The following is a 21,174-nucleotide window of genomic DNA, read 5'->3' as shown; positions in this document are numbered from 1 at the left end:
GTCCTCTAGTCATTCGCGCCGCGCGATGATCACGACGGCTCTGAGCTGGCTGCGCCCGAAGCGGGACATCGCCAAAAATTCGGCTTTCGGCACCGGCACATAAAAGTTATCCGCTTCGCTGGCATGCTGCTCGGTATCGACATCGGGATCATGCAAATAAATAAAGTGCGGATCATGTGCGGTCACGACTACCCAATGCGGCGCTTTGTTGCGATTGATCCGGTAAGTGCTGATCAAAATCAATGGAATATGGCCCGCATCCAGATGCCCGGTCAATGCTTCGAGCGTGATTTTATCGAAATGCATACGCACGTCGGTTTGCTTGAGCTGGCGCAAAAAATCCTCTTGCACTAGACTGATAACTTCGCGTTTTTCGGGACTGCGCACGCTGTCGATAAACAACACATCTTGATGACTCAGATACACATCGACCGCAAAACCTCGCCGCCAAGCCGCCAGAGCCAAACCGTGAGGTCCGCATCCGCCGTGTCCGGAGGTCATAAAAATCGTCGTCGATTCGCGCCAAATTTGCAGTTCATGCGCCTGCGACAATTCGATGTCCGGATTCAGTCCCGCCATCGCCATCAACAAGCCGGAAGGGCCGCAGCTGAAATCAGTCGTTTGCCGGTAGAACGGCACGGTCAGGCGGGTTTCCGGATGCGGATAGATGATTCGTTTCTCGAAGCACAGCGCCTCGCTGTGATCTTCATAATAATCTTCTTTGGTATCGAATTGCCGATAACCTTGTTTTCGGTACAACGCGATCGCTTGTTGATTATCGGGACGAACTTCGAGCCTCAAATACACGCAGTCGCGCTCTCGTGCGCGTGCTTCCGAGTGATTGAGCAGGCCCACGCCAATACCGAGCCCGCGGTATTCGGGTAACACCGCGAACGAATAAAGCCGCGCCAACGATGCGCCTCTGCGATACAGCAACAGTGCATATCCCGCTGCTTTATCTTCGATTTCGGCCAGGATGATATCGGCATTGGCTCTTTCCAGCATCCAGTGAAAATTGCGCGAGGTTAATCTATCCTGGGTAAAACAAGCATTTTCAATCGCCAATAATTGCCGAACGTCATTTTTGACCGCGCTACGAAACACGATTTTCGGCGTTTCTTCGGCGATTGCAGAATCAGTCATTATCCGCCAATCCTTCGAGCGCCTGCGTTAACACCTGCTCGCTACGGAACAGCACCATTTCCTGCCAATCTCTCTTGTCCGGATAAAAATAATCCCGGATTTGTTGCCGTATCGGATGATTAAGCTGCCTTGTTTCCGGATTTCTGTGCCAATAATAATTTTCTTTGCGCAACACCTGGAACAGCGCATCGAGCGAATAAGTGCCGAATTCCAACGTGATATAACAGCCGCGATCACCCAGAGCCTTATGCCAGGCATAATCGAGCAAACCCAGCTTCGGCACCGAAGTCGATGTCCCTAGCGCTGGCTCGGTGACGCTGTCGCCGAACCACCGTTTCGCCAATGTCGCAGCTTTGGAGCCAGGCGGATGATCCGAAATAACTTCACCATAACCATAGGGGCCGAGCCCGGAATGGATATCGACAATCGCGACTCGTTGCCGATTCGCCAAATCAAATTCGCGCATCACGGTTTCGACCACTTGTCTCGACCAAGTGGAAGTAACGCCGCCATAAAACAAGCCTTGCGGATACTCGTATTGACCGCTGCTGACCGCTTCCTCGGTCTTGCGTTGACCGTAAAGCTTCCGGTAATCGTTGATTGTTTGCAATACGCTTTTTTCGTTCGCGTCGGACCAATGCTCCGGCAGCAATACATCGGCCAATTCTCGATAACCTAGATTGACAGGGCTATCGGAAAAATCGATGAAGTTCCGATTCAAATCGACATTATCTTCGTTGACGCGGCGCAAATGAGCAAAGCCGAATGGATTCAAGGCATGAACGAACAACACTGCGGTATCGCCAGTGGGCATCGGTGCGTGTCTGAGCCAATTGATTTGCGCTGCAGAACCGCAAAAGCCTTCGACGCCATGGGTCGCGCTGATAATGACCAACACCTTACTAACCTGTTCTTCACCAAGCCAAAACACCTCGGTCGACAACGGTTGATTGTCGCCGGCTAACAATGAATGCTGAAAACGCCTCAAATGCCCTGGCTGGATAGAACAGGCGGACAGAAACTTGTCGCGTGCGTCGAAATAGTCTGTGGAAAAGCATTCCAAGTCGTAATTGATCGGCATAATGTACTCATCCAGTTTGCTGAAAATAATAAGGGACGCGTTGGGTACGTTGCGCGTAACCAATTTCGGCTCCTACCGAATCCATACGCATCAAGCTAAAAACAGCCAACCCATATCCGCTCTTTCCCAAGTTGCTATTAAAGCACGTAGCCCGTATGCAGCGTAGCGGAATACGGGAATGGCGTGGCTCCGAGTTTCCCGGATTGCGCTACGCTCCATCCGGGCTACGCTACTTACCTCTTAGCTATTGCGACCTCGACATCATTTTTTGTTACCTAAAGCACACGACTTCGAAATCGCGATCTGGGGATCGCTCCCACAGAACATATACTCATCGTAGATCGAAATTCGGCACCTGGGCCCGTCAAAGGACGCCGTGGATACATCCATTAGGCTCTATGCCAGCCCCTAGCCTAGCGTTAGGTGAGGGGCCGAGAACCCCGGCGCCTTCTTAGGCACTGCCGAAATTTGAAGTGCGAAAGGTATGCCGAACCCTCAACAAAGCTCATAGTTCCCGGACGTTATTTATCACGAAATCCTAAGCCAGCTTGAATTTTCCCGTCTCAAGCATAAGCACTATGTTTACGCTCCAATCGGCGGACAAACTCCTCCATGATGATGCGATACAAATCCTCGCCCAAATAATCGTCCTCAACACCGCTATCGATACTCGGATTATCGTTGATCTCGATAATCACGTTACGGCCTTCGACTTGTTTCATATCGACGCCGTAAAATCCGTTGCCGATCAGTTTAACCGCTTTGGTCGCTGTTTTGATAACATCCTTCGGCACATCGTGGACAGCGAGCGTTTCAAAGCCTCCGCTTTTGCCTTTGGCTTTATCGCTGCTATGGTTGTAGATCTGCCAATGTCCGCGCGCCATGAAATATTTACAGGCATAAATCGGTCGGTTGTTCAAAAAACCGATTCGCCAGTCGTAGTCGGTCAACACATATTCCTGCACTAACAATATGGCGGACTCTTTGAATAATTCGCGGCACTGTTTTTCCAACTCGTCGCGGCCATGCGCCTTTACCACGCCGCGCGAAAACGAACCGTGAGGAATCTTGAGTACGAGCGGATAACCGAAGCGCTGTTCCAATTCGTCGAAATCCAACGGCTTGTCGCGTATGATCAACTGCGTTTTCGGCGTCGGAACACCATGCGCACTCAATAAGTCAGCCAAAAATACCTTATTCGCACATTTCAGAATCGAATCGGGATCGTCCAACACCACCAAACCTTCACTCTCCGCCCGTTTGGCAAAACGGTAGGTATGATGATCGATCGCTGTAGTTTCGCGGATAAACAAGGCATCGTACTCCAAAAGCCGCGCGAAATCGTTTTTATCGATCAGATCGACATCCAAACCCAACTCATTTCCGGCTTTGATGAAGTTTTTCAGGGCTTTCGTATCGCTCGGCGGAAACTCCTCTTGCGGATTGTAGAGAATCGCCATTTCGAAGCGAAACCGTTTACGCGAACGAGGTTTGCGCCAAATCTTACGGCTGTAGGCATCGATCGCTTCCGCAAATTGATTTTGTTCGTTTTCATTCAATTCGGCTAGATTGCCCGGCGTAATCCCAACGATTTCCCAACGTTCGCCTCGCTTGAATTCGACATTTAAAATCGGGCTGGGATAGAGCTCAAACAAACGCCTGGCCAATTTTTCAAGCGGCGGATAAGACACCCTACCGAAGAAAATTTTTATCCCGAAATATTCCGTATCGGGTTGCCCGTAACCTGCCGGATGTTTACTCAAGTATTTATCGAGATTATTATCGTAAAGACGGTAATAATGATGATTGGCCAAATCGTTGATGCTGCGAATCGACGGAATTACCCGTTGGCCCCGCGCTTCGGCCAACAGCGAACAATAATAACCGGTGCCGAGGTAATCATAATCTCGGCATAGATTGATTACCTGTGTCTTACCGGCTTTTTTACTTTCCGGCAATGTCAGATAAGCCTCGACCGTAACAAGGTCGCTACTCGGATAATAAGGCGCCCAGTCTTCCAGGCGATCGACTACGATATATAAAGAATGCACGGGCTCCGCCTGGGAATTGAAATAAGGTTTTGGAAGTACTAATTCCGTCTAAGGATTTCGTGAAAAATAACTTCCTGGAATTATGAGCTTTGTCGAGGACTCGGTAACTCGCCTGCGCCTGGCAGGACGCCGTGAACCCAGCACCTAAATTATGCAAGATAGTTACCATAGTCAAAAGGCTATGGAATTTAGGTGCTGGGTGAATACGTCCATGTAGGCTTGACGGCGGCGACTGATTGCCAAGGATGGCATGAATGCAGATTTTGCATTACGCCATGGATGGCGTGTATTAGGGCAATGCAGGAGCAATTGCCGAGGAGCAAAAATCTGCCCTGCCGCCGACACCTGCCAATCGAGCAACCGAACCCTTCAAAAATAGGGAAATTATTTATGACCGAATCCTAATCACGAAAACAGTTTTTCTCTGAACATAAAAAACACCGCACCCAAAATGCATAAGCCCGCCCAGAGGTAGTCGAGTTTCAAAGGTTCCTTCAAATAAAAAAATGCAAACGGCACGAACACGCTCAAGGTAATGATTTCCTGCATGATTTTTAGTTGTCCGATATTCAATGCCTGATAACCGATCCGATTCGCCGGCACTTGAAGCAAATATTCAAACAAGGCCACAGACCAACTCAACATTGCAGCAATGATCCACGGTTTACCGTTCAGCTCCTTTAAATGCGCGTACCAGGCAAATGTCATAAACACATTACTGCAAACCAACAAAGCGATAGAAATCAAAATCGGATTCATACAAAACAAAGGTAGCCTGGAAAGGCGGCAATTTATAGTATTCAGAATATTTGCGCAAGATTCAACTTATGCCCTTACCCCAGCAATTCCCAGTTTGAGCATTCTCACTGGATTTAGGGTGTGGGGTATCCCTGAACACGGAGAAATTTCTCAAACTGGGAATTGCTGCGTCGCTCCTGCAAGAGTTGTTTCTTTGAGCGATTTTGAAAGGGTGCCTGATCCTAGAAAAAGCATTCCACCATGGAAAATAAGAAGTTATTTAATGGGTTGTCTCACGCAACGACACATCAATCGTTACGATACAAAAAGCATCAATTTTTTGGATTTGCATTGGCCAGGGCGCGCGGAGCGCTCCCCGACCTTCCTGACAATTACCAGCCTTTTTTAGCCTGTTCCAGCACATAGGCCGAAACGCTTTCGATTTCTTCTTTACTCAAAGTCGAGGCGAAGCCCGGCATTGGGGACTTGCCTTCTGAAACCAGTTTTTTGATTGCATCCAAAGAATTCACGCCGTTTTTTTCCAAACTCTCAGATGAGAGAGTTTTATCCGGATTCATGACGTTTTTACCGCCGGCATGACAAGCTACGCAATTTTTATTAAAAACGTCATTGGCCTGAGCAACGCCTACCGCAGTTAACGACAGCGCAGAAAATAAAGCAATTTTTAAAGATTTACTCATGTGACTCTCCTAAATATACAAATTATTCTTGTCAGGAATCAGTAGCGGAAATCTTGAGTTATTATTAACACCCCTACTGAGTTTTTTAATCCGGACAATTAAGAGGGACAAAGCAGCCCCGCCTAGTAACCATCAACGATGGAGCTTAGTTTTTACGCCATTTTCAAGGAAATAGCAATGGCATGAATGATCCGGTTTTTCCGACTTGAATCGCAAAACCTGTCTTTTGGCTTAACCCAGCCTTACCATTTGGCGAGCATAAGGAATTGAAAATTAATGATAATATGCAATGGCACAACCCATAGTCACTACAAATGATAAAGGCTGATTTTATTCTATAATTCAATACCTTAGACCATGGACACTACATTTTTAAGGTTGGCTAAACAGGCCCGATTGAACACTCCAAATTACCGTTCGCCCGAGCTTTATTGAAAAACGAACGGTTAATTTGGAGCTTGGCCCGGAGACTAACCAATGAATTTCTGGAATAAAAAAGACTCTGTATGCACTAATATTGATGGGAAGAAGCTACGCATTGCCATCCCAGGCCAGGGATTCCGCCAATCTCTGTTCACGTTCTTTCCCACGCTCCAGCTTTCTGTGATCGACACAACATCCGCACATTCTCAATCAACCCTGACTTGCTCTTTCAATCTTCCTTGATTGACGAGAAGCTAGAGCTTCCTGAACAAGTTACCCAAGCTGGAGCTTGGGTAACAGCATATTTTAGTCTTTTTGACCTTGATGCCATTTAATGTGACTTGGAATTCTCGGCCTCGAAATCGCGATCTGGGGATCGCTCCCACAGTGTATCCGTCATCCTCTGTAGTAGCGAGCGCCCCCCTTCATCGCCCCTCACACCACCCACTGATGCTCGACACCCGCGGCTTATATCGAAGCCATCGAATCGTCCTGGCAAATGAATTTACCCTTAATTGAAACCTTGGCAATTCAGTAGGCCATAAAAAAGGGCCCGTTAGGGCCCTTTTCAATTCGTCAGTTTTTCTTACGAATTACTCTTCGATATCAACAGCTTTCATGCTCAATCTGACACGACCCTGTCTATCGATTTCCAGCACTTTGACTTTGACGACATCGCCTTCGGATAGCTTATCGCTAACCTTGTCGACATGCTCGTCCGAAATCTGAGAAATATGCACTAAACCGTCTTTACCCGGCAGAATCGTCACGAATGCGCCGAAGTCCATCAATCGGGCAACCTTGCCCTCATAGGTTTTTCCGACTTCGACTTCCGCGGTAATTTCCTCGATCAAACGACGTGCTTCTTCTCCGGCTTGTTTATCGACGGAAGCGACTTTGACGACGCCGTCATCGGTCAAATCGATGCTTGCACCGGTTTGTTCGGTGATACTGCGAATCGTTGCACCGCCTTTACCGATGACTTCGCGGATTTTGCTAGGATCGATTTTGAACGAAATAATACGCGGCGCAAAATCGGACATTTGCCCGCGAGTCTCGGACAACGCTTTGTTCATTTCGCCCAAAATATGCAAGCGGCCTTGCTTGGCTTGTTCGAGTGCGGCTTTCATAATCTCGGCGGTAATGCCGTCGATCTTGATATCCATCTGTAGCGCGGTTACGCCTTCCTCTGAACCGGCGACTTTAAAGTCCATGTCGCCCAAATGATCTTCATCACCCATGATATCGGATAAGACTGCGAATTGATCGCCTTCTTTAATCAAACCCATCGCGATACCCGCAACCGGCGCCTTAATCGGCACGCCCGCGTCCATCAGCGCCAAGCTACTGCCGCACACCGACGCCATGGAACTTGAACCGTTCGACTCGGTAATTTCGGAAACGACGCGCACGACATAAGGGAATTCATCCATGTTCGGCAATACAGCTTGAACGCCGCGTTTTGCCAAGCGACCGTGACCAATTTCCCGGCGTTTCGGAGAACCGACAAAACCGGTTTCACCGACACAATAAGGAGGGAAGTTATAATGCAGCATGAAACTTTCGCGATATTCGCCTTCCAGAGCATCGATAATCTGCGAGTCACGTTCGGTGCCCAAAGTCGCGACAACCAAGGCCTGCGTTTCGCCCCGGGTAAACAACGCCGAACCGTGAGTTCTCGGCAATACGCCGGTACGAATTGAAATAGGTCTAACCGTTTTCAGGTCACGTCCGTCGATACGCTTGCCTTCATCAAGAATCGAGCCGCGTACGATTTTCTTTTCGAGATTTTCGATGATACCGCGAATGTCGGATTCGCTATATTGCTCATCAGCCGTCAACTTATCGACAGCAGCATTTCGAATTTCTTTCAGTTGCTCTTGTCTGACCAGTTTTTCAGGGACTTGATAAGCCGCTTTAATTCCGGCTTCCACTTCAGCTATAACCAAAGATTCCAGCTCGGTGTTAGCAGCCTCCGGTTGCCACGCCATCGGCGCTTTGTTAACCATAGCGGCAAGTTCTTTAATCGCTGCAATTGCCGTTTGCATTTGCTCATGCCCGAATAACACGGCACCGAGCATCACTTCCTCGGACAAGCATTGCGCTTCGGATTCGACCATTAGCACCGCATGTTCGGTACCGGCAACAACCAATTCCAATTGCGATTCAGCCAACAAAGAAGGCGTCGGATTCAATAAATACTGACCCTCTTTATAACCCACTCGCGCCGCACCGACTGGACCGTTGAAGGGTAACCCTGAAATCGATAACGCTGCGGAAGCTCCAATCAAGGCAGGAATTTCAGGATCGATGTCGGGATTCAGTGAAAGAACGGTGGCGATAATTTGAACTTCGTTGGTAAAGCCATCCGGAAATAAGGGGCGGATAGGACGGTCAATAAGGCGGGAGGTTAACGTTTCTTTTTCGCTCGGCCGGCCTTCTCGTTTAAAAAAGCCGCCTGGAATCTTACCCGCGGCAAAGGATTTTTCCTGATAATTGACAGTCAATGGAAAAAAATCTCCGCCGCTGTTTGCTTCTTTTTTTCCAACGACTGTCACTAGAAGGGTGGTTCCTTCCATGTCGATCATTACAGCGCCGTCCGCCTGACGAGCTATCTCACCGGTTTCCAGTGTAACGAGCTGATCGCCATACTGAAATTCTTTCCGAATCGGATTCACTATACGGTTCCTATAGGTTAAGGGTTGTTATCAAAATCGGTTTATTGCTTTACTTAGGATTTCGCGAAAATTAACTTCCTGGAGTTATGAGCTTTGTCGAGGGTGCGGTAACTCGCCTGGCAGGACGCCGTGAATACGTCCTTGTAGGCTTGGCGGCGGCTTTCCCTGCCGCCGACACCTGCCAATCGAGCAACCGAACCCTCCAAAAATAGGAACGTTATTTATGACCAAATCCTTACAAATGAAAGAACGGCACTGAATAGTAATTTCAGGCCGTTCTTTTTATTATTATTTACGCAATCCTAAGCGCTCGATCAATGACCGATAACGGTTAATATCCTTCTTTTTCAAATAGTCCAACAACTTGCGGCGCTGATTAACCATCCGCAGTAAACCGCGACGGGAATGATTGTCTTTTTTGTGCTCGGCAAAATGCGGCGTCAAATGAAGAATGTGCGCCGTCAGCAATGCGACTTGCACTTCCGGAGATCCGGTATCGGTTTCACTCAAACGATATTCTTCAACGACTGCTTTTTTTTGTTCCGCGGTAAATGGCATTTCTGTTTAACCCCTATAAGATTAATATTGTTAATAAAAAATACAAAGCACCGAGTTCGATGCCAGGATAATGTGTTTCCGCAATAGGGTGCAGAAACAAAACTATTCGGAAATTAGTATATTATACCCATCGGAGATCAAAATTCGGCACCGGGGTGCCCGTCAAAGGACGCCGTGAATACATCCATGTAGGCTCTATGCCAGCTCCATGCTGGCAAAGCCTTTGCCAAACACCCCGGCGCCTCCTTTGGCACTGCCGAAATTTGAAGTGCGAAAGGTATAAGAAGGACTCATGTACGCTCTTTCCCAAGCTCCAGCTTGGGAAACACACCCCGGAAGTTCCCCCTTCGACAAGCTCAGGGCAAGCCTTCGACAAGGCTCTCCTGAGCGCAGCCGAAGGGCTCAGGGCAAGAGCTTCCTGAGACCGACACAACCTCCGCACATTCTCAATCAACTCCGACTCGCTCGTTTAATCTTCCTTGATTATCGGGAAGCTAGAGCTTCCTGAACAGGTTACCCAAGCTGGAGCTTGGGTAACAGCAAAATGTGGCCGCGCGAAGTATATTAAGAAGGACTCATATTAAATATTTTTTTAGGCGCCAGTTTACCATCCATTAACATTTCGCCCAAACCTAAAAATTGCCGTCCCGTGTACATTCGCACAGGACCCTCCAACGAATTTTTAAGCGTCAAATTTTGCCCTTGCTTGATTGAATTTGCCTGTTCTTCGGACAAATCCACGGCAGGTATCGATTCAATCGGTTTATCGACCGGAACCAAGCAATTCAGCAGTTCGTTTTCGCTCATTTCCTGCAATTGCTCGATCGACTTTGCTTCGTCGATGACAAAGCGGCCGGAAGCCAGCCTGCGAAGTTCGATAACCGTTCCCCCGCAACCGAGACGCTCGCCGATATCTTCCGCCAGGGTTCTGATATAAGTGCCTTTCGAACACCAAACATCCAACGTCAGAAGCGTCTCTTGACGATCCAACAAATTGATTTTGTATATTGTAATCGGACGAGCCTTGCGTTCGACGGACTTGCCTTGCCTGGCCAACTCATAAAGTTTTTTGCCGTTGAGCTTAAGCGCCGAATACATCGGCGGCACCTGTTCGATATCGCCTACGAAGTTTTCCAGACAAGCCAGAATCTCATCATCGGATAGAGACGGTACCGGACACGTTTTAATCACCTGACCTTCCGCGTCTCCGGTATCGGTAACCACTCCCAAACGAACAACCACCCGGTAACGTTTGTCATCATCGAGCATGAACCCGGAAACCTTGGTCGCTTCGCCGAAACAAATCGGCAATAATCCCGATGCCAAAGGATCAAGACTGCCTGTGTGCCCGGCCTTGTTCGCATTGAACAAGTGCTTGACTTCCTGCAAGGCTCTGTTCGACGAAACACCGAGGCGTTTATCGAGCAGCAATATCCCGTGAATATCGCGCCCGTTTTTACGCTTTGCCATTCCGCTCAATCCTCTTTTTTATCCTTCGATTCGCTCAATAATTCGGCCACGCGCATACCGGTCTCAAAGCTATCGTCATAATAAAAACGTAACTCCGGTATATTGCGCAAGCGCATGCGCTTGCACAATTCGCTTCTAATAAAGGGCGTCGCATCGTTCAGAGACTTAATACTGTCTTTTTTCCCCTGATCGTCGGCATTAAGCACCGTGACATAGATCTTGGCAACGGCCAAATCCTTGCTGATAACAACCTCGTTAACCGTAACGAATCCTACCCGCTTCACGTCAAACTCTCGCTGTAGAATCAGCGCCAGCTCCTTTTGGATTTGGGACGAAACCCGTGCGCTACGGCTAAATTCTCTGGCCATGGCGTTTATAACTCCCGTTTCACTTCAACACGCTCGAAAACCTCGATATGGTCTCCGACTTTGACATCGTTATAATTTTTAACGCCGATACCGCACTCCATGCCCATTTTAACTTCGGCAACATCGTCTTTGAAGCGGCGTAACGATTCCAGTTGCCCCTCGTAAATAACGACGTTTTCACGCAATACGCGAATCGGCAGGTTACGTTTGACAAAACCTTCGACGACCATACAGCCAGCCACCGCACCGAATTTCGGCGAACGAAACACATCCCGGACTTCGGCCAAACCAACGATATTTTCTTTGATCTCGGGCGCCAGCATGCCGCTGATCGAACTTTTCACCTCATCGATCGCCTGATAAATTACACTGTAGTAATGTAAATCGACATCCTTTTCTTCAATCAATTTACGCGCGGCGGTGTCCGCACGAACATTAAAGCCGATCAAAATCGCGCCGGAAGCCAGAGCCAAATTTACATCGCCTTCGTTGATGCCGCCGACACCGCCATAAACGACCTTAACCTCGACTTCATCCGAGGACAGCTTGATCAAAGATTCGCGCAAGGCTTCCAAACTACCTTGAACATCGGTTTTAATCACCAAGTTCAAACTAGCCGTTTCGCCGGTCGCCATTTTTGAGAACACTTGATCCAATTTAGCGGCTTGCTGCGCGGCCATGCGGCTGATTTTGCTCTTATCTTCACGATGCTCGGCCAATTCCCGCGCCGCACGCTCGTTTTGCACGACCAAAAATTCGTCGCCGGCATTCGGGGTGCCCGACAGACCTAGAATCTCAACCGGGGTACTCGGACCGGCTTCTTTAACGGCTTTACCGTTCTCATTAAACATTGCCCTGACACGACCGTATTCATGACCGCACAAAACGAATTGTCCTTTTTCCAGCATGCCGCGCTGCACCAGAATCGTTGCAACCGCGCCACGGCCTTTATCCAGCCTGGACTCGACAACGATACCCGAAGCCGACCCTTCCGAGGGTGCTTTCAATTCTAAAATCTCGGCCTGCAAAATCAACGCTTCGATCAAATCATCGATGCCTTCGCCGGTTTTAGCCGAAACCTTGATGAACTGCACATCGCCGCCCCATTCCTCGGGCACCACATTGATCGTGGACATTTCCTGCATAACCTTTTCCGGATTGGCTTGCGGCTTATCGATTTTATTGATCGCGACGATGATCGGCACATTGGCCGCACGCGCATGCTCGACAGCTTCCTTAGTCTGAGGCATCACACCGTCATCCGCCGCGACTACGACAATAACCACATCGGTCAATTCGGCGCCTCTAGCACGCATCGCGGTAAATGCGGCATGCCCCGGCGTATCTAAAAAGGTTACCGAACCGTGATCGGTAACAACCTGATAAGCTCCGATATGCTGGGTAATACCGCCTGCTTCACCTGCGGCCACGCGAGTTTCACGGATGTAGTCCAGCAAGGAAGTTTTACCGTGATCGACATGCCCCATAATGGTAACGATCGGTGCGCGAGACATTTCCTGACTACTCTCTTCCTTCAGAGCTGCCAAAATTTCGGCTTCCAAATCGTCATCGCTTTGCATGATGGCTTTATGACCCATTTCCTCGACTAGCAGCACCGCCGTTTCCTGATCGATACTCTGGTTAATCGTTGCCATCATACCCATTTTCATCAATTGCTTGATGACTTCGGCGGCCTTGACGCTCATTTTTTGCGCCAAATCGGAAACGATAATATGTTCAGGAATAGTGACATCTCTGATGACCGGCGCAACCGGTTTCTCGAATTGATGCTTTAAATCGGCCTGAGCACCGCTCCTGTCCTTTTGTTTGCCTTTTTTCTTACCTTTCCCGGCAGCTTGTCCTCCTTGTCTTTTTTTCTTTTGACTTTCCATTCTGGCTGCTGCTAATTGCCGCACTTTTTCGGCATTTTTTTCTACCGCAGCTTCGAGGCGACGTTTTTTCTCTTCCTCTTTTTTTCTTTCGGTTTCTGTAAGTCTAGCTTTTCGCTCGGTTTCCTTGCGGATCTCAATGGCTTGAGCTTCGGTTAACGCTTCTTTATCGGTCGCTTCGGATTCGGCTACACCCATATCATCCTGAGAAGCCTCTGCCGTAGCTGCTTCGTCAACCGGCTGCTCCCGCTCGAATAATTCTTCTTCGCCTTGGACCGCTTTTTCTTCCGTTACAGCGCTAACCAGCGGCTGCTCGGTGCTTACCGGCGTCGGTTCTGCCTGAACCTGTTCCGCTGTTTTTTTGATTTCTTCCGACTCCTTCGGTTCATCACCTACGGGCGCGACTTCAGTGCGTTTAACGTAGGTCTTCTTTTTGCGAACTTCGATACTGATGGTTTTTGCCGAGCTGCCCGGAGCGCTGCTTTGCTTCAGCTCGCTGACCGTCCTACGCTTTAACGTTACGCGTTTCGGAGCGGCATCCGTCTCCCCTGTCGATTTACCGTGCCGCTTACGTAAATGAGCCAGCAACTTAACTTTTTCATCTTCACTAATTACGTCATCAGGGGCATGCACGGATAATCCGGCTTCTTTCAGTTGCTCTAATAATCGCTCTAGAGGTATACCCACTACCTCCGCTAACTGCCTTACTGTTTTATCACTCATATTTTGCCCCCTATCCTAATTCGCCCTGGTCCTCGGCAAACCATCGCTCACGCGCTTTCATGATTAATTTTGCCGCTCTTTCTTCATCCACACCGGTTACATCCAGTAAATCATCAACCGCCTGATCCGCGAGATCGTCCAACGTTACGATGCCCTGGCCTGCTAACTCATAAGCCAAGGCCTCATCCATGCCTTCCATCTCCAGCAGTTCTTGCGTAGGTTCTGCCGTCTCGATTTTTTCTTCCGATGCAATTGCACTAATTAACAGCGCGTCCTTTGCCCGACCTTTTAATTCGTCGACCAGTTCTTTATCAAACTCTTCAATTTCCAGCATTTCATTAACCGGAACATAAGCAATCTCTTCAATCGAATCGAATCCGACTTCGACCAAAATCGTAGCGATTTCTTCGTCGACGCCTAATTGATCGATAAATAATTGTTTGGTTATATTGGCTTGAGCACCGCTGGTTTCTTGCGCTTTCGACGCATCCATCACGTTCAGCTCCCACCCTGTCAATTCGGTTGCCAAGCGAACATTCTGACCGCCTCGGCCTATCGCCTGAGACAAATTATCCGAACTAACCGCCAAGTCCATACTGTGCTTATCTTCATCGATTACGATCGATTCGATTTCGGCAGGCGCCATTGCATTGATAACAAACTGGGCCTCGCTTTCATGCCATAAAATAATGTCGATACGCTCGCCGGCAAGCTCGTTCGATACCGCTTGAACGCGTGAGCCTCTCATACCGACGCAGGCGCCGACCGGATCGAGTCTAGGATCGTTTGCCTTGACCGCTATTTTGGCTCTCGAACCCGGATCTCGGGCCGCACCCTTGATTTCGATCATACCCTCACCGACTTCGGGAACTTCCAAACGGAACAACGCAACCAACAACTCCGGTGCTGCGCGAGTCACAAACAATTGCGGTCCACGCGGTTCCGAGCGAACCGCTTTAAGATAACCTCTAACCCGATCCCCGATTCTAAACGACTCGCGCGGGATCATATCTTCTTTGGTGATGTAGGCTTCGACATGCCCGCCAAGGTCCAAGTAAACGCTGCCTTTTTCTATACGCTTAACGATGCCGGTAATTAATTCGCCGACTCTATCGGTATAGGCTTCGACAATTTTGCTGCGCTCGGCTTCGCGAACTTTGTGAATCATCACTTGCTTGGCGGTCTGTGCGGCAATTCGTCCGAATTCGACCGACTCGATTTCTTCCTCGAAAAAATCTCCAACATTGATGTCGGGATTTTTTTGCCGCGCATCGTCCAACAAAATCTGGGCATCGGGAAATTCGAGACCGTTTTCGAAATCATCATCCGGTTCGACGACTTCCCATCTGCGAAACGTCGTATAATCGCCCGTTTTTTTATCGATCGAAACGCGCGCTTTGATTTGGTTACCATAGCGTTTTATCGTTGCCGCTTCAAGCGCAGACTCGACTGCCTGGAAAACGATTTCCTTATCGATGTCTTTTTCATTCGAAAAAACATCCACTACCAATAAAATTTCTTTATTTGCCACTGTGCACTCCTTTATTAATTAAATACTCAGGCACCAGTCGCGCCTTACTCATCGCTTGAAATGGAATCTCGTAAACCCGATCGCCTTCCTGGATAAACACGGTGTCATTGTCGATTGATTGAATTACGCCTGAAATTTTGCGGCGCTTTTCAATCGGTTTAAATAAGTTAACCGAGACCATGTGCCCAATGAAGCGCTCGAATTGTTGAATAGAAAATAGCGGCCTATCGTCACCCGGAGACGATATTTCCAGTTGATAATTACCCTGGATTGGATCCTCGACATCGAGCATCCCGCTGACCTGATGACTGACTTTCGAGCAATCTTCCACTAAAATTCCTTGCTCGTTGTCGATATAAATTCGTAATAAGCCGTTACGAGGATGCGGATTATATTCAATCCCGACGCACTCATAACCCAAGCCTTCAACAATCGGCTGAATCAAATTAACCAAATGTTCAGGTGCCTGCTTCATTTTTCCTCACTTATTTACGCACATAAAAAAAGAGCCAATGGCTCTTCCTTAAAGTCTATATTCGTTAAACAACCAACGATCCAAACGCCCAAAAAACAAAAAGCCCCAAAAGGGGCCTTTTTTAATCTGGTAGCGGGGGCAGGATTTGAACCTACGACCTTCGGGTTATGAGCCCGACGAGCTACCAAGCTGCTCCACCCCGCGATTGATTTGGTACATTATAAACACATTTTTGAATTTGGCAAGTTATTTGTGAGGTTTAAGAGAATTAAACGACTTTATGCCGCCATCAAACCGAAAATACAGCCGTGAAAGCATCGTAGGATGCGCATCGCGCACCTTGCCACGGAGCCGAACCCGACGGGAAGTCCCGCCCAGGTGCGCGATGCGCACCCTACACCTGTCGCTTTATAGCCTATGATCACCAACAATATCCAAGATATTTTGAGATTAAAAAGCGGGAATGCAGAAATTAGCTAAAATGGCGTTTTTCGACAGCCCAGCCAACGCCTCGCAATAAAACTTATAACCAGCCCATATCCACGATAATCAAAAGAATAACCCCGGACAGAATGCCGGCCAAAATATCATCGAGCATGATACCTAAGCCCCCGCTTACCTTGCGATCGACCCAGATAATCGGCCAGGGCTTCACTATATCAAACAACCGAAACAACACGAAACCGACAAGCAACGCCGGCCAACTAAACGGCACCCAAAACATCGTTACCAACAAGCCTGCAACTTCGTCCCAGACGATACCGCCGAAATCATGTTCGCCTAATTTCTTAGCGGCCATTCCGCAAATTCCGACACCCGCGATCACGGCCGCCAGCGTCAAAGCGTAATAAAAATAATTACCGGCAAGCGCAAACAACCAACAAACCGGAATGGCCGCCACCGTTCCCATCGTTCCGGGCGCTTTTTTAAACAAGCCCGAACCGAAACCGAAAGCCAAAAACAACACCGGATCGGTCAATATTGTCTTAGCCGTTAATTGATTTTTACCTATCTTTTCAGTGAGAAAAATGCTCAAAACCTTGTACCCTCAACAATTCCGTCGTGCCGAGACGATGAATTCTCAGTCCCGGGCTATCCTCGATAACGCCGATACGCGTATAGCTTCCTGTCAATGATGCCGCTTTATCAGCCGGCACGGTAAAACATAATTCATAATCGTCTCCGGCACGTAGCGGCATAGTCCAATCGCCGGTTGTCTCGATATAAGCCTTAACAGCACCCGAAAACGGCAAACTCTCCCAATCGAGACAAGCGCCGACGCTGCTTTGTTTCAAAATATGACCTAAATCTTGCGCCAAACCGTCGGACACGTCGATACAACTTCCCGCGATATTGCGTAATGCCAGCCCTTCCTCGACACGCGGCTTCGGCCGGTTAAATCGTTCGAGCGAATCATGCCGCTGAGTATTGCAAAAATCACCTTGGGCAATTTTTAAACCTAACCCGGCATCGCCGAGCTTACCGGTCATATAGATACCATCGCCGGGACGCGCGCCCGAGCGCCGTAAAGCTTGCCCTTCCGGAACGACGCCCATGGCCTGTACCGTTAGCGTCAACGGACCGGATGTCGTATCGCCTCCGACCAGATCGATGCGGTAATGAGCGGCCAATTCGAAAAAACCTTCGGCGAATCGTTCGAGCCAGGATTCGTCGACGTCAGGCAATGTTAACGCCAAGGTTACGGCAATCGGCTCGGCACCCATCGAGGCCAAGTCGCTCAAATTGACTGCCAGCAATTTATAACCTAAATCGCATGGATCGGCACCGGCCAGAAAATGCACATTCTCGACCATCGTATCGGCGGTTACCGCTAATCGACAACCGGCCGGCACGTTTAACAATGCGCAATCGTCGCCGATGCCTAACTCGGTTACCGCATTCAACGATTTTTTCCCGGCGAAAAATCGCTCGATCAGGTCAAATTCAGCCGTTGGCATCCGAGGCTTTTTTATTCTTTGCTTGAATTTCCACGGCCCGTTTTTGTTGAGCCACTTTATCGAGTATGCCGTTGACATAACGATGACTGCCATCGGCACCGAAGCATTTGGCTAGATTGATACTCTCGTTAAGTACGACACGATAAGGCATGTCGAGCCGATTCAATAGCTCATACACGCCGATTCTCAAAATTGCCCGCTCGACCGGATCGATCGCCTCGACCGGACGATCGACGAATTGCGTCAACGTTTCGTCGATGACATCGAGGCTTTTCGGAATGCCATGAAACAATTCGTTGAAATAGCTTTTTTGAGCATCTTTCAAGCGCTCTTCTTCCAAAAACTGCATTTCGATCGCACTGAGGTTTTGACCGGTCATTTGCCACTGATACAACGCTTGCACGGCGGCTTTTCTCGCATTGGTACGCGCTTGACTCATCAGGCTTCCAACTGCTGGAACAAATTAACCATTTCCAATGCCGACATTGCCGCTTCCGCGCCTTTGTTACCGGCCTTGGTTCCCGCACGCTCGATTGCTTGCTCGATCGTATCGACCGTCAACACGCCGAAACTGACCGGCACATCGTATTGCAGCGAAACCGACGCCAAGCCTTTGACACACTCGCCGGCGACATATTCGAAATGCGGCGTGCCGCCTCGGATCACCGCGCCCAAGGCAATGATCGCATCGTATTGTTTACCGGCGGCAATGCGTTGCACCACCATCGGCAGTTCGAATGCACCCGGCGCCTTGACCAGACAAATATCGTCTCGATTGGCGCCGTGACGGACCAACGCATCGATAGCGCCGGCTTCTAGCTGCTCGACGATAAAACTGTTAAAGCGGGATGCAACGATGCAAAACTTCCCGCCCTTTACTGACAAATGGCCTTCATAGGTTTTAATAGCCGACATCTAAACTCTCTTTCTCTTGTTTTTCGATAGAAACGATCTTGTCAAGACCGTTTCCGTTAACTTCTCACACATTGCCGTGAGATCCGTAATCGCCGTTTTAACGGCGCGCGGGAATGATGAAAAACCCGTCATTCCGACATGGACTGGCGGAATCCAGTGCCATGGATGGCATGCTTTTGAGACTCACAGGAGCCTAAAGCAAGCATGACTTATTTTCCGGTTTTAACTGTCTTTCGTAGACACCAATATATGGGTTGCCGAAGTAGGATCGGTAGCCCCGTAAGGTACACTGTGCGTAACATGGTGACCCCAAGATACTCATGTACCAACCGAACCGCCAGGGCATGGCTTTGGTACGCGCAGCGTACCCTACAATTTATATATAACGATGAGCGGATACCCCCGTGAGAGCTAGGAAATGAGACCTCGATACCCTTTACTGTCACTTGGCACTCTCGGCCATCCCTCACCTAGCGCTAGGCGATCCGCGTAGGGTACGCTGTACGTACCATGGTAACCCCGCAATATTCATGTGCCAACCGAGCCGGCAGGGGCACGTCTTTGGTACGCGCAGCGTACCCTACATTTTATGTATAACAATGAGCGGTTCTCCGTGGGAATGAAGAGCGCTCTGCCTTCGTCGCGACTAAATTTAAATACCGTTCTTACCCACATAATCGACGACTTCCAAATCGAAGCCCGCCAAACCGATATATTTTTTCTGCGTGCCGATCACCTTTAAGCGGTGCACGCCTAAATCCGCAAGGATTCTCGACCCCGTTCCGGTCGAGCGCCAATCGCCGACGCTGTCTGTCGATGCCGGATTCACCACGCCGTTATCCTGCATTTGATACTGGTGAATATGCTCAACTAACGACTTATTGTCCTCGTTTTGCCGAATCACGACAATCACGCCTCGCCCTTCATCGGCGATAATCCGCATCGCATCGCGCAAGGATACGCTATTTTCATTACGTTTCGACGAAAACAAATCGTCCAATAAATTACGGCCATGCACTCGAACTAGAACCGGGTCGTCGCCCGCCACCTGCCCCATGACCAAGGCCAAATGCAGCTTATTGTCATTTTGGTCCTGATACGCATACAAACGGAAATCGCCGAACTCGGTCGGAAAATCGCATTCGCTAATACGCTCGAGCGTATTTTCATGTTGAATGCGGTAATGGATCAAGTCTGCTATCGTACCGATTTTCAACTGATGCTGCTCGGCGAATTTCTCGAGATCCGGCCGCCTAGCCATACTGCCATCGTCGTTTAGAATCTCGACGATCACTGCAGCTGGTTCCACACCGGCCAAACGCGCCAAATCGCAACCGGCCTCGGTATGACCGGCGCGATTCAATACACCGCCGGACTGCGCCATCAACGGGAAGACATGACCGGGCTGCACCAAGTCTTCGGCGCGCGCATCGGACGCGACCGCAGCCTGGATCGTGCGCGCTCTGTCGGCCGCCGAAATGCCGGTCGTAACGCCCTTAGCCGCCTCGATCGACACGGTAAAATTGGTCGAATGCGCAGTCTTGTTTTCATTGACCATCAAGGGCAAGCGCAACTGCCGGCAACGTTCCCGGCTTAAAGTCAGGCATATCAAACCTCGCCCGTAGCGGGCCATGAAGTTGACATCCTCAGGACGAGTAAAAGTCGCCGCCATGACCAGATCGCCCTCGTTCTCGCGGTCTTCATCATCCATGATAATAACCATTTTGCCCTGGCGCAGGTCCTCTATAATTTCATCGATTGTATTCATTTAGTTTAGAAAACCACTGCTTTTCAATAATTGTTCGGTCACGCCGCCCTTGCAGCGCGCCGCCGAATCGCCGGCCATCAAGCGCTCCAGGTAGCGGGCCAGCAAATCGACTTCGAGATTCACTTTATCACCGGCTTCGGTATCGCCAAGCGTCGTTTCCTGTAGAGTATGCGGCACGATATTGACGCCGAACACCGCGCCGTCGACTTCATTGACGGTCAAGCTAATGCCGTTGATACAAATCGAACCTTTTTCAGCGATATATTTCGCCAGATTGTCCGGCGCCTTGAAGCGAAAACGATAAGAGCGGCCGTCGGAGTGTTTATCGAGTACCGTACCGATACCGTCGACATGACCGCTAACAATATGCCCGCCCATGCGTGTCGACGGCATCAATGCCAATTCCAGATTGACCCGCGTGCCCACCCTAGCCGTTTTCAAGGTCGTGCGCGCCAACGTTTCGTTCGATACGTCGGCATAAAAATAATCCCGGCCCAACTCGACCGCAGTTAGGCAAACACCGTTGACTGCAATGCTATCACCCAATTGAGCGTCGGCCAGCGGCAACTTGCCGGTGCTTATTTTAAGTCGGCAATCGCCGGCTTTAGGTTCGATCGCGGCAATGCTGCCGATTGCCAGAATAATACCTGTAAACATAGGGGAGCGGTGAATAGTGAATAGTGAATAGTGAATAGTGAATAGTG

General features: G+C 49.3%; 17 protein-coding genes, 1 tRNA gene and 2 pseudogenes. All 20 read right to left on the bottom strand.

The annotated features are described in order from the left end of the window. Window positions 1-9 precede the first annotated feature (9 nt). Window positions 10-1,143, bottom strand: coding sequence for a ribosomal protein S18-alanine N-acetyltransferase (gene rimI, locus ACINK7_RS04765; protein ID WP_404360146.1), 1,134 nt, complete (start codon window positions 1,141-1,143; stop codon window positions 10-12). Further along, the gene (locus ACINK7_RS04760; RefSeq protein WP_404360145.1) at window positions 1,136-2,224 is read right to left on the bottom strand and encodes a M14 family metallopeptidase; all 1,089 of its coding nucleotides are present in this window, start codon (window positions 2,222-2,224) and stop codon (window positions 1,136-1,138) included. Before ACINK7_RS04760 ends, rimI begins: the two co-directional genes overlap by 8 nt. Before the next feature lie 563 nt (window positions 2,225-2,787). Then, a complete protein-coding gene (locus tag ACINK7_RS04755; protein WP_404360144.1) occupies window positions 2,788-4,275 on the bottom strand; it encodes a RimK family protein in 1,488 nt (495 codons plus the stop codon). 405 nt (window positions 4,276-4,680) lie between these two features. Then, window positions 4,681-5,034, bottom strand: coding sequence for a DMT family protein (locus tag ACINK7_RS04750; protein WP_404360143.1), 354 nt, complete (start codon window positions 5,032-5,034; stop codon window positions 4,681-4,683). A 371-nt stretch (window positions 5,035-5,405) separates the two neighbouring features. Further along, window positions 5,406-5,714 carry a c-type cytochrome gene (locus tag ACINK7_RS04745; RefSeq protein WP_014147433.1) on the bottom strand — a complete coding sequence of 103 codons (309 nt, stop codon included), beginning with the start codon at window positions 5,712-5,714 and terminating at the stop codon, window positions 5,406-5,408. A gap of 1,016 nt (window positions 5,715-6,730) precedes the next feature. Next, a complete protein-coding gene (gene pnp / locus ACINK7_RS04740) occupies window positions 6,731-8,815 on the bottom strand; it encodes a polyribonucleotide nucleotidyltransferase (RefSeq protein ID WP_404360142.1) in 2,085 nt (694 codons plus the stop codon). Between the two features lie 288 nt (window positions 8,816-9,103). Then, complete coding sequence (gene rpsO / locus ACINK7_RS04735; protein WP_341328054.1) at window positions 9,104-9,373, bottom strand: 30S ribosomal protein S15; 270 nt, start codon at window positions 9,371-9,373, stop codon at window positions 9,104-9,106. 564 nt (window positions 9,374-9,937) lie between these two features. Next, window positions 9,938-10,843, bottom strand: a complete 906-nt coding sequence (truB, locus tag ACINK7_RS04730; protein WP_404360141.1) for a tRNA pseudouridine(55) synthase TruB — start codon at window positions 10,841-10,843, stop codon at window positions 9,938-9,940. Between the two features lie 5 nt (window positions 10,844-10,848). Next, window positions 10,849-11,211, bottom strand: coding sequence for a 30S ribosome-binding factor RbfA (gene rbfA, locus ACINK7_RS04725; protein ID WP_404360140.1), 363 nt, complete (start codon window positions 11,209-11,211; stop codon window positions 10,849-10,851). Window positions 11,212-11,216: 5 nt separating this feature from the next. Next, window positions 11,217-13,004, bottom strand: a pseudogene (gene infB, locus ACINK7_RS04720) (translation initiation factor IF-2); the annotation flags it as partial. Window positions 13,005-13,504: 500 nt separating this feature from the next. After that, window positions 13,505-13,823 (bottom strand): annotated as a pseudogene (locus ACINK7_RS04715) (translation initiation factor IF-2 associated domain-containing protein); the annotation flags it as partial. A 10-nt stretch (window positions 13,824-13,833) separates the two neighbouring features. After that, window positions 13,834-15,354: a transcription termination factor NusA gene (gene nusA, locus ACINK7_RS04710; RefSeq protein WP_404360139.1), complete on the bottom strand. Its 1,521-nt coding sequence runs from the start codon at window positions 15,352-15,354 to the stop codon at window positions 13,834-13,836. Further along, complete coding sequence (gene rimP, locus ACINK7_RS04705; RefSeq protein ID WP_404360138.1) at window positions 15,344-15,829, bottom strand: ribosome maturation factor RimP; 486 nt, start codon at window positions 15,827-15,829, stop codon at window positions 15,344-15,346. Before rimP ends, nusA begins: the two co-directional genes overlap by 11 nt. A 127-nt stretch (window positions 15,830-15,956) precedes the next feature. After that, window positions 15,957-16,033: transfer RNA gene (locus ACINK7_RS04700), tRNA-Met, on the bottom strand. Window positions 16,034-16,352: 319 nt separating this feature from the next. Continuing rightward, window positions 16,353-16,865: a phosphatidylglycerophosphatase A gene (locus ACINK7_RS04695; RefSeq protein WP_404360137.1), complete on the bottom strand. Its 513-nt coding sequence runs from the start codon at window positions 16,863-16,865 to the stop codon at window positions 16,353-16,355. Then, window positions 16,846-17,787: a thiamine-phosphate kinase gene (gene thiL / locus ACINK7_RS04690; RefSeq protein WP_404360136.1), complete on the bottom strand. Its 942-nt coding sequence runs from the start codon at window positions 17,785-17,787 to the stop codon at window positions 16,846-16,848. Before thiL ends, ACINK7_RS04695 begins: the two co-directional genes overlap by 20 nt. Further along, complete coding sequence (gene nusB, locus ACINK7_RS04685; RefSeq protein ID WP_404360135.1) at window positions 17,774-18,226, bottom strand: transcription antitermination factor NusB; 453 nt, start codon at window positions 18,224-18,226, stop codon at window positions 17,774-17,776. Before nusB ends, thiL begins: the two co-directional genes overlap by 14 nt. Then, window positions 18,226-18,702, bottom strand: coding sequence for a 6,7-dimethyl-8-ribityllumazine synthase (gene ribE, locus ACINK7_RS04680; RefSeq protein ID WP_014149346.1), 477 nt, complete (start codon window positions 18,700-18,702; stop codon window positions 18,226-18,228). Before ribE ends, nusB begins: the two co-directional genes overlap by 1 nt. Before the next feature lie 652 nt (window positions 18,703-19,354). Further along, window positions 19,355-20,470, bottom strand: a complete 1,116-nt coding sequence (ribBA, locus tag ACINK7_RS04675) for a bifunctional 3,4-dihydroxy-2-butanone-4-phosphate synthase/GTP cyclohydrolase II (protein ID WP_404360134.1) — start codon at window positions 20,468-20,470, stop codon at window positions 19,355-19,357. Next, complete coding sequence (locus ACINK7_RS04670; RefSeq protein ID WP_404360133.1) at window positions 20,471-21,127, bottom strand: riboflavin synthase; 657 nt, start codon at window positions 21,125-21,127, stop codon at window positions 20,471-20,473. Window positions 21,128-21,174 lie beyond the last annotated feature (47 nt).

Origin of the sequence: Methylotuvimicrobium sp. KM1 (genome assembly GCF_044788715.1) — a bacterium.
GTDB lineage: Bacteria > Pseudomonadota > Gammaproteobacteria > Methylococcales > Methylomonadaceae > Methylotuvimicrobium.
This window is presented reverse-complemented; position numbering and strand designations above follow the sequence as displayed.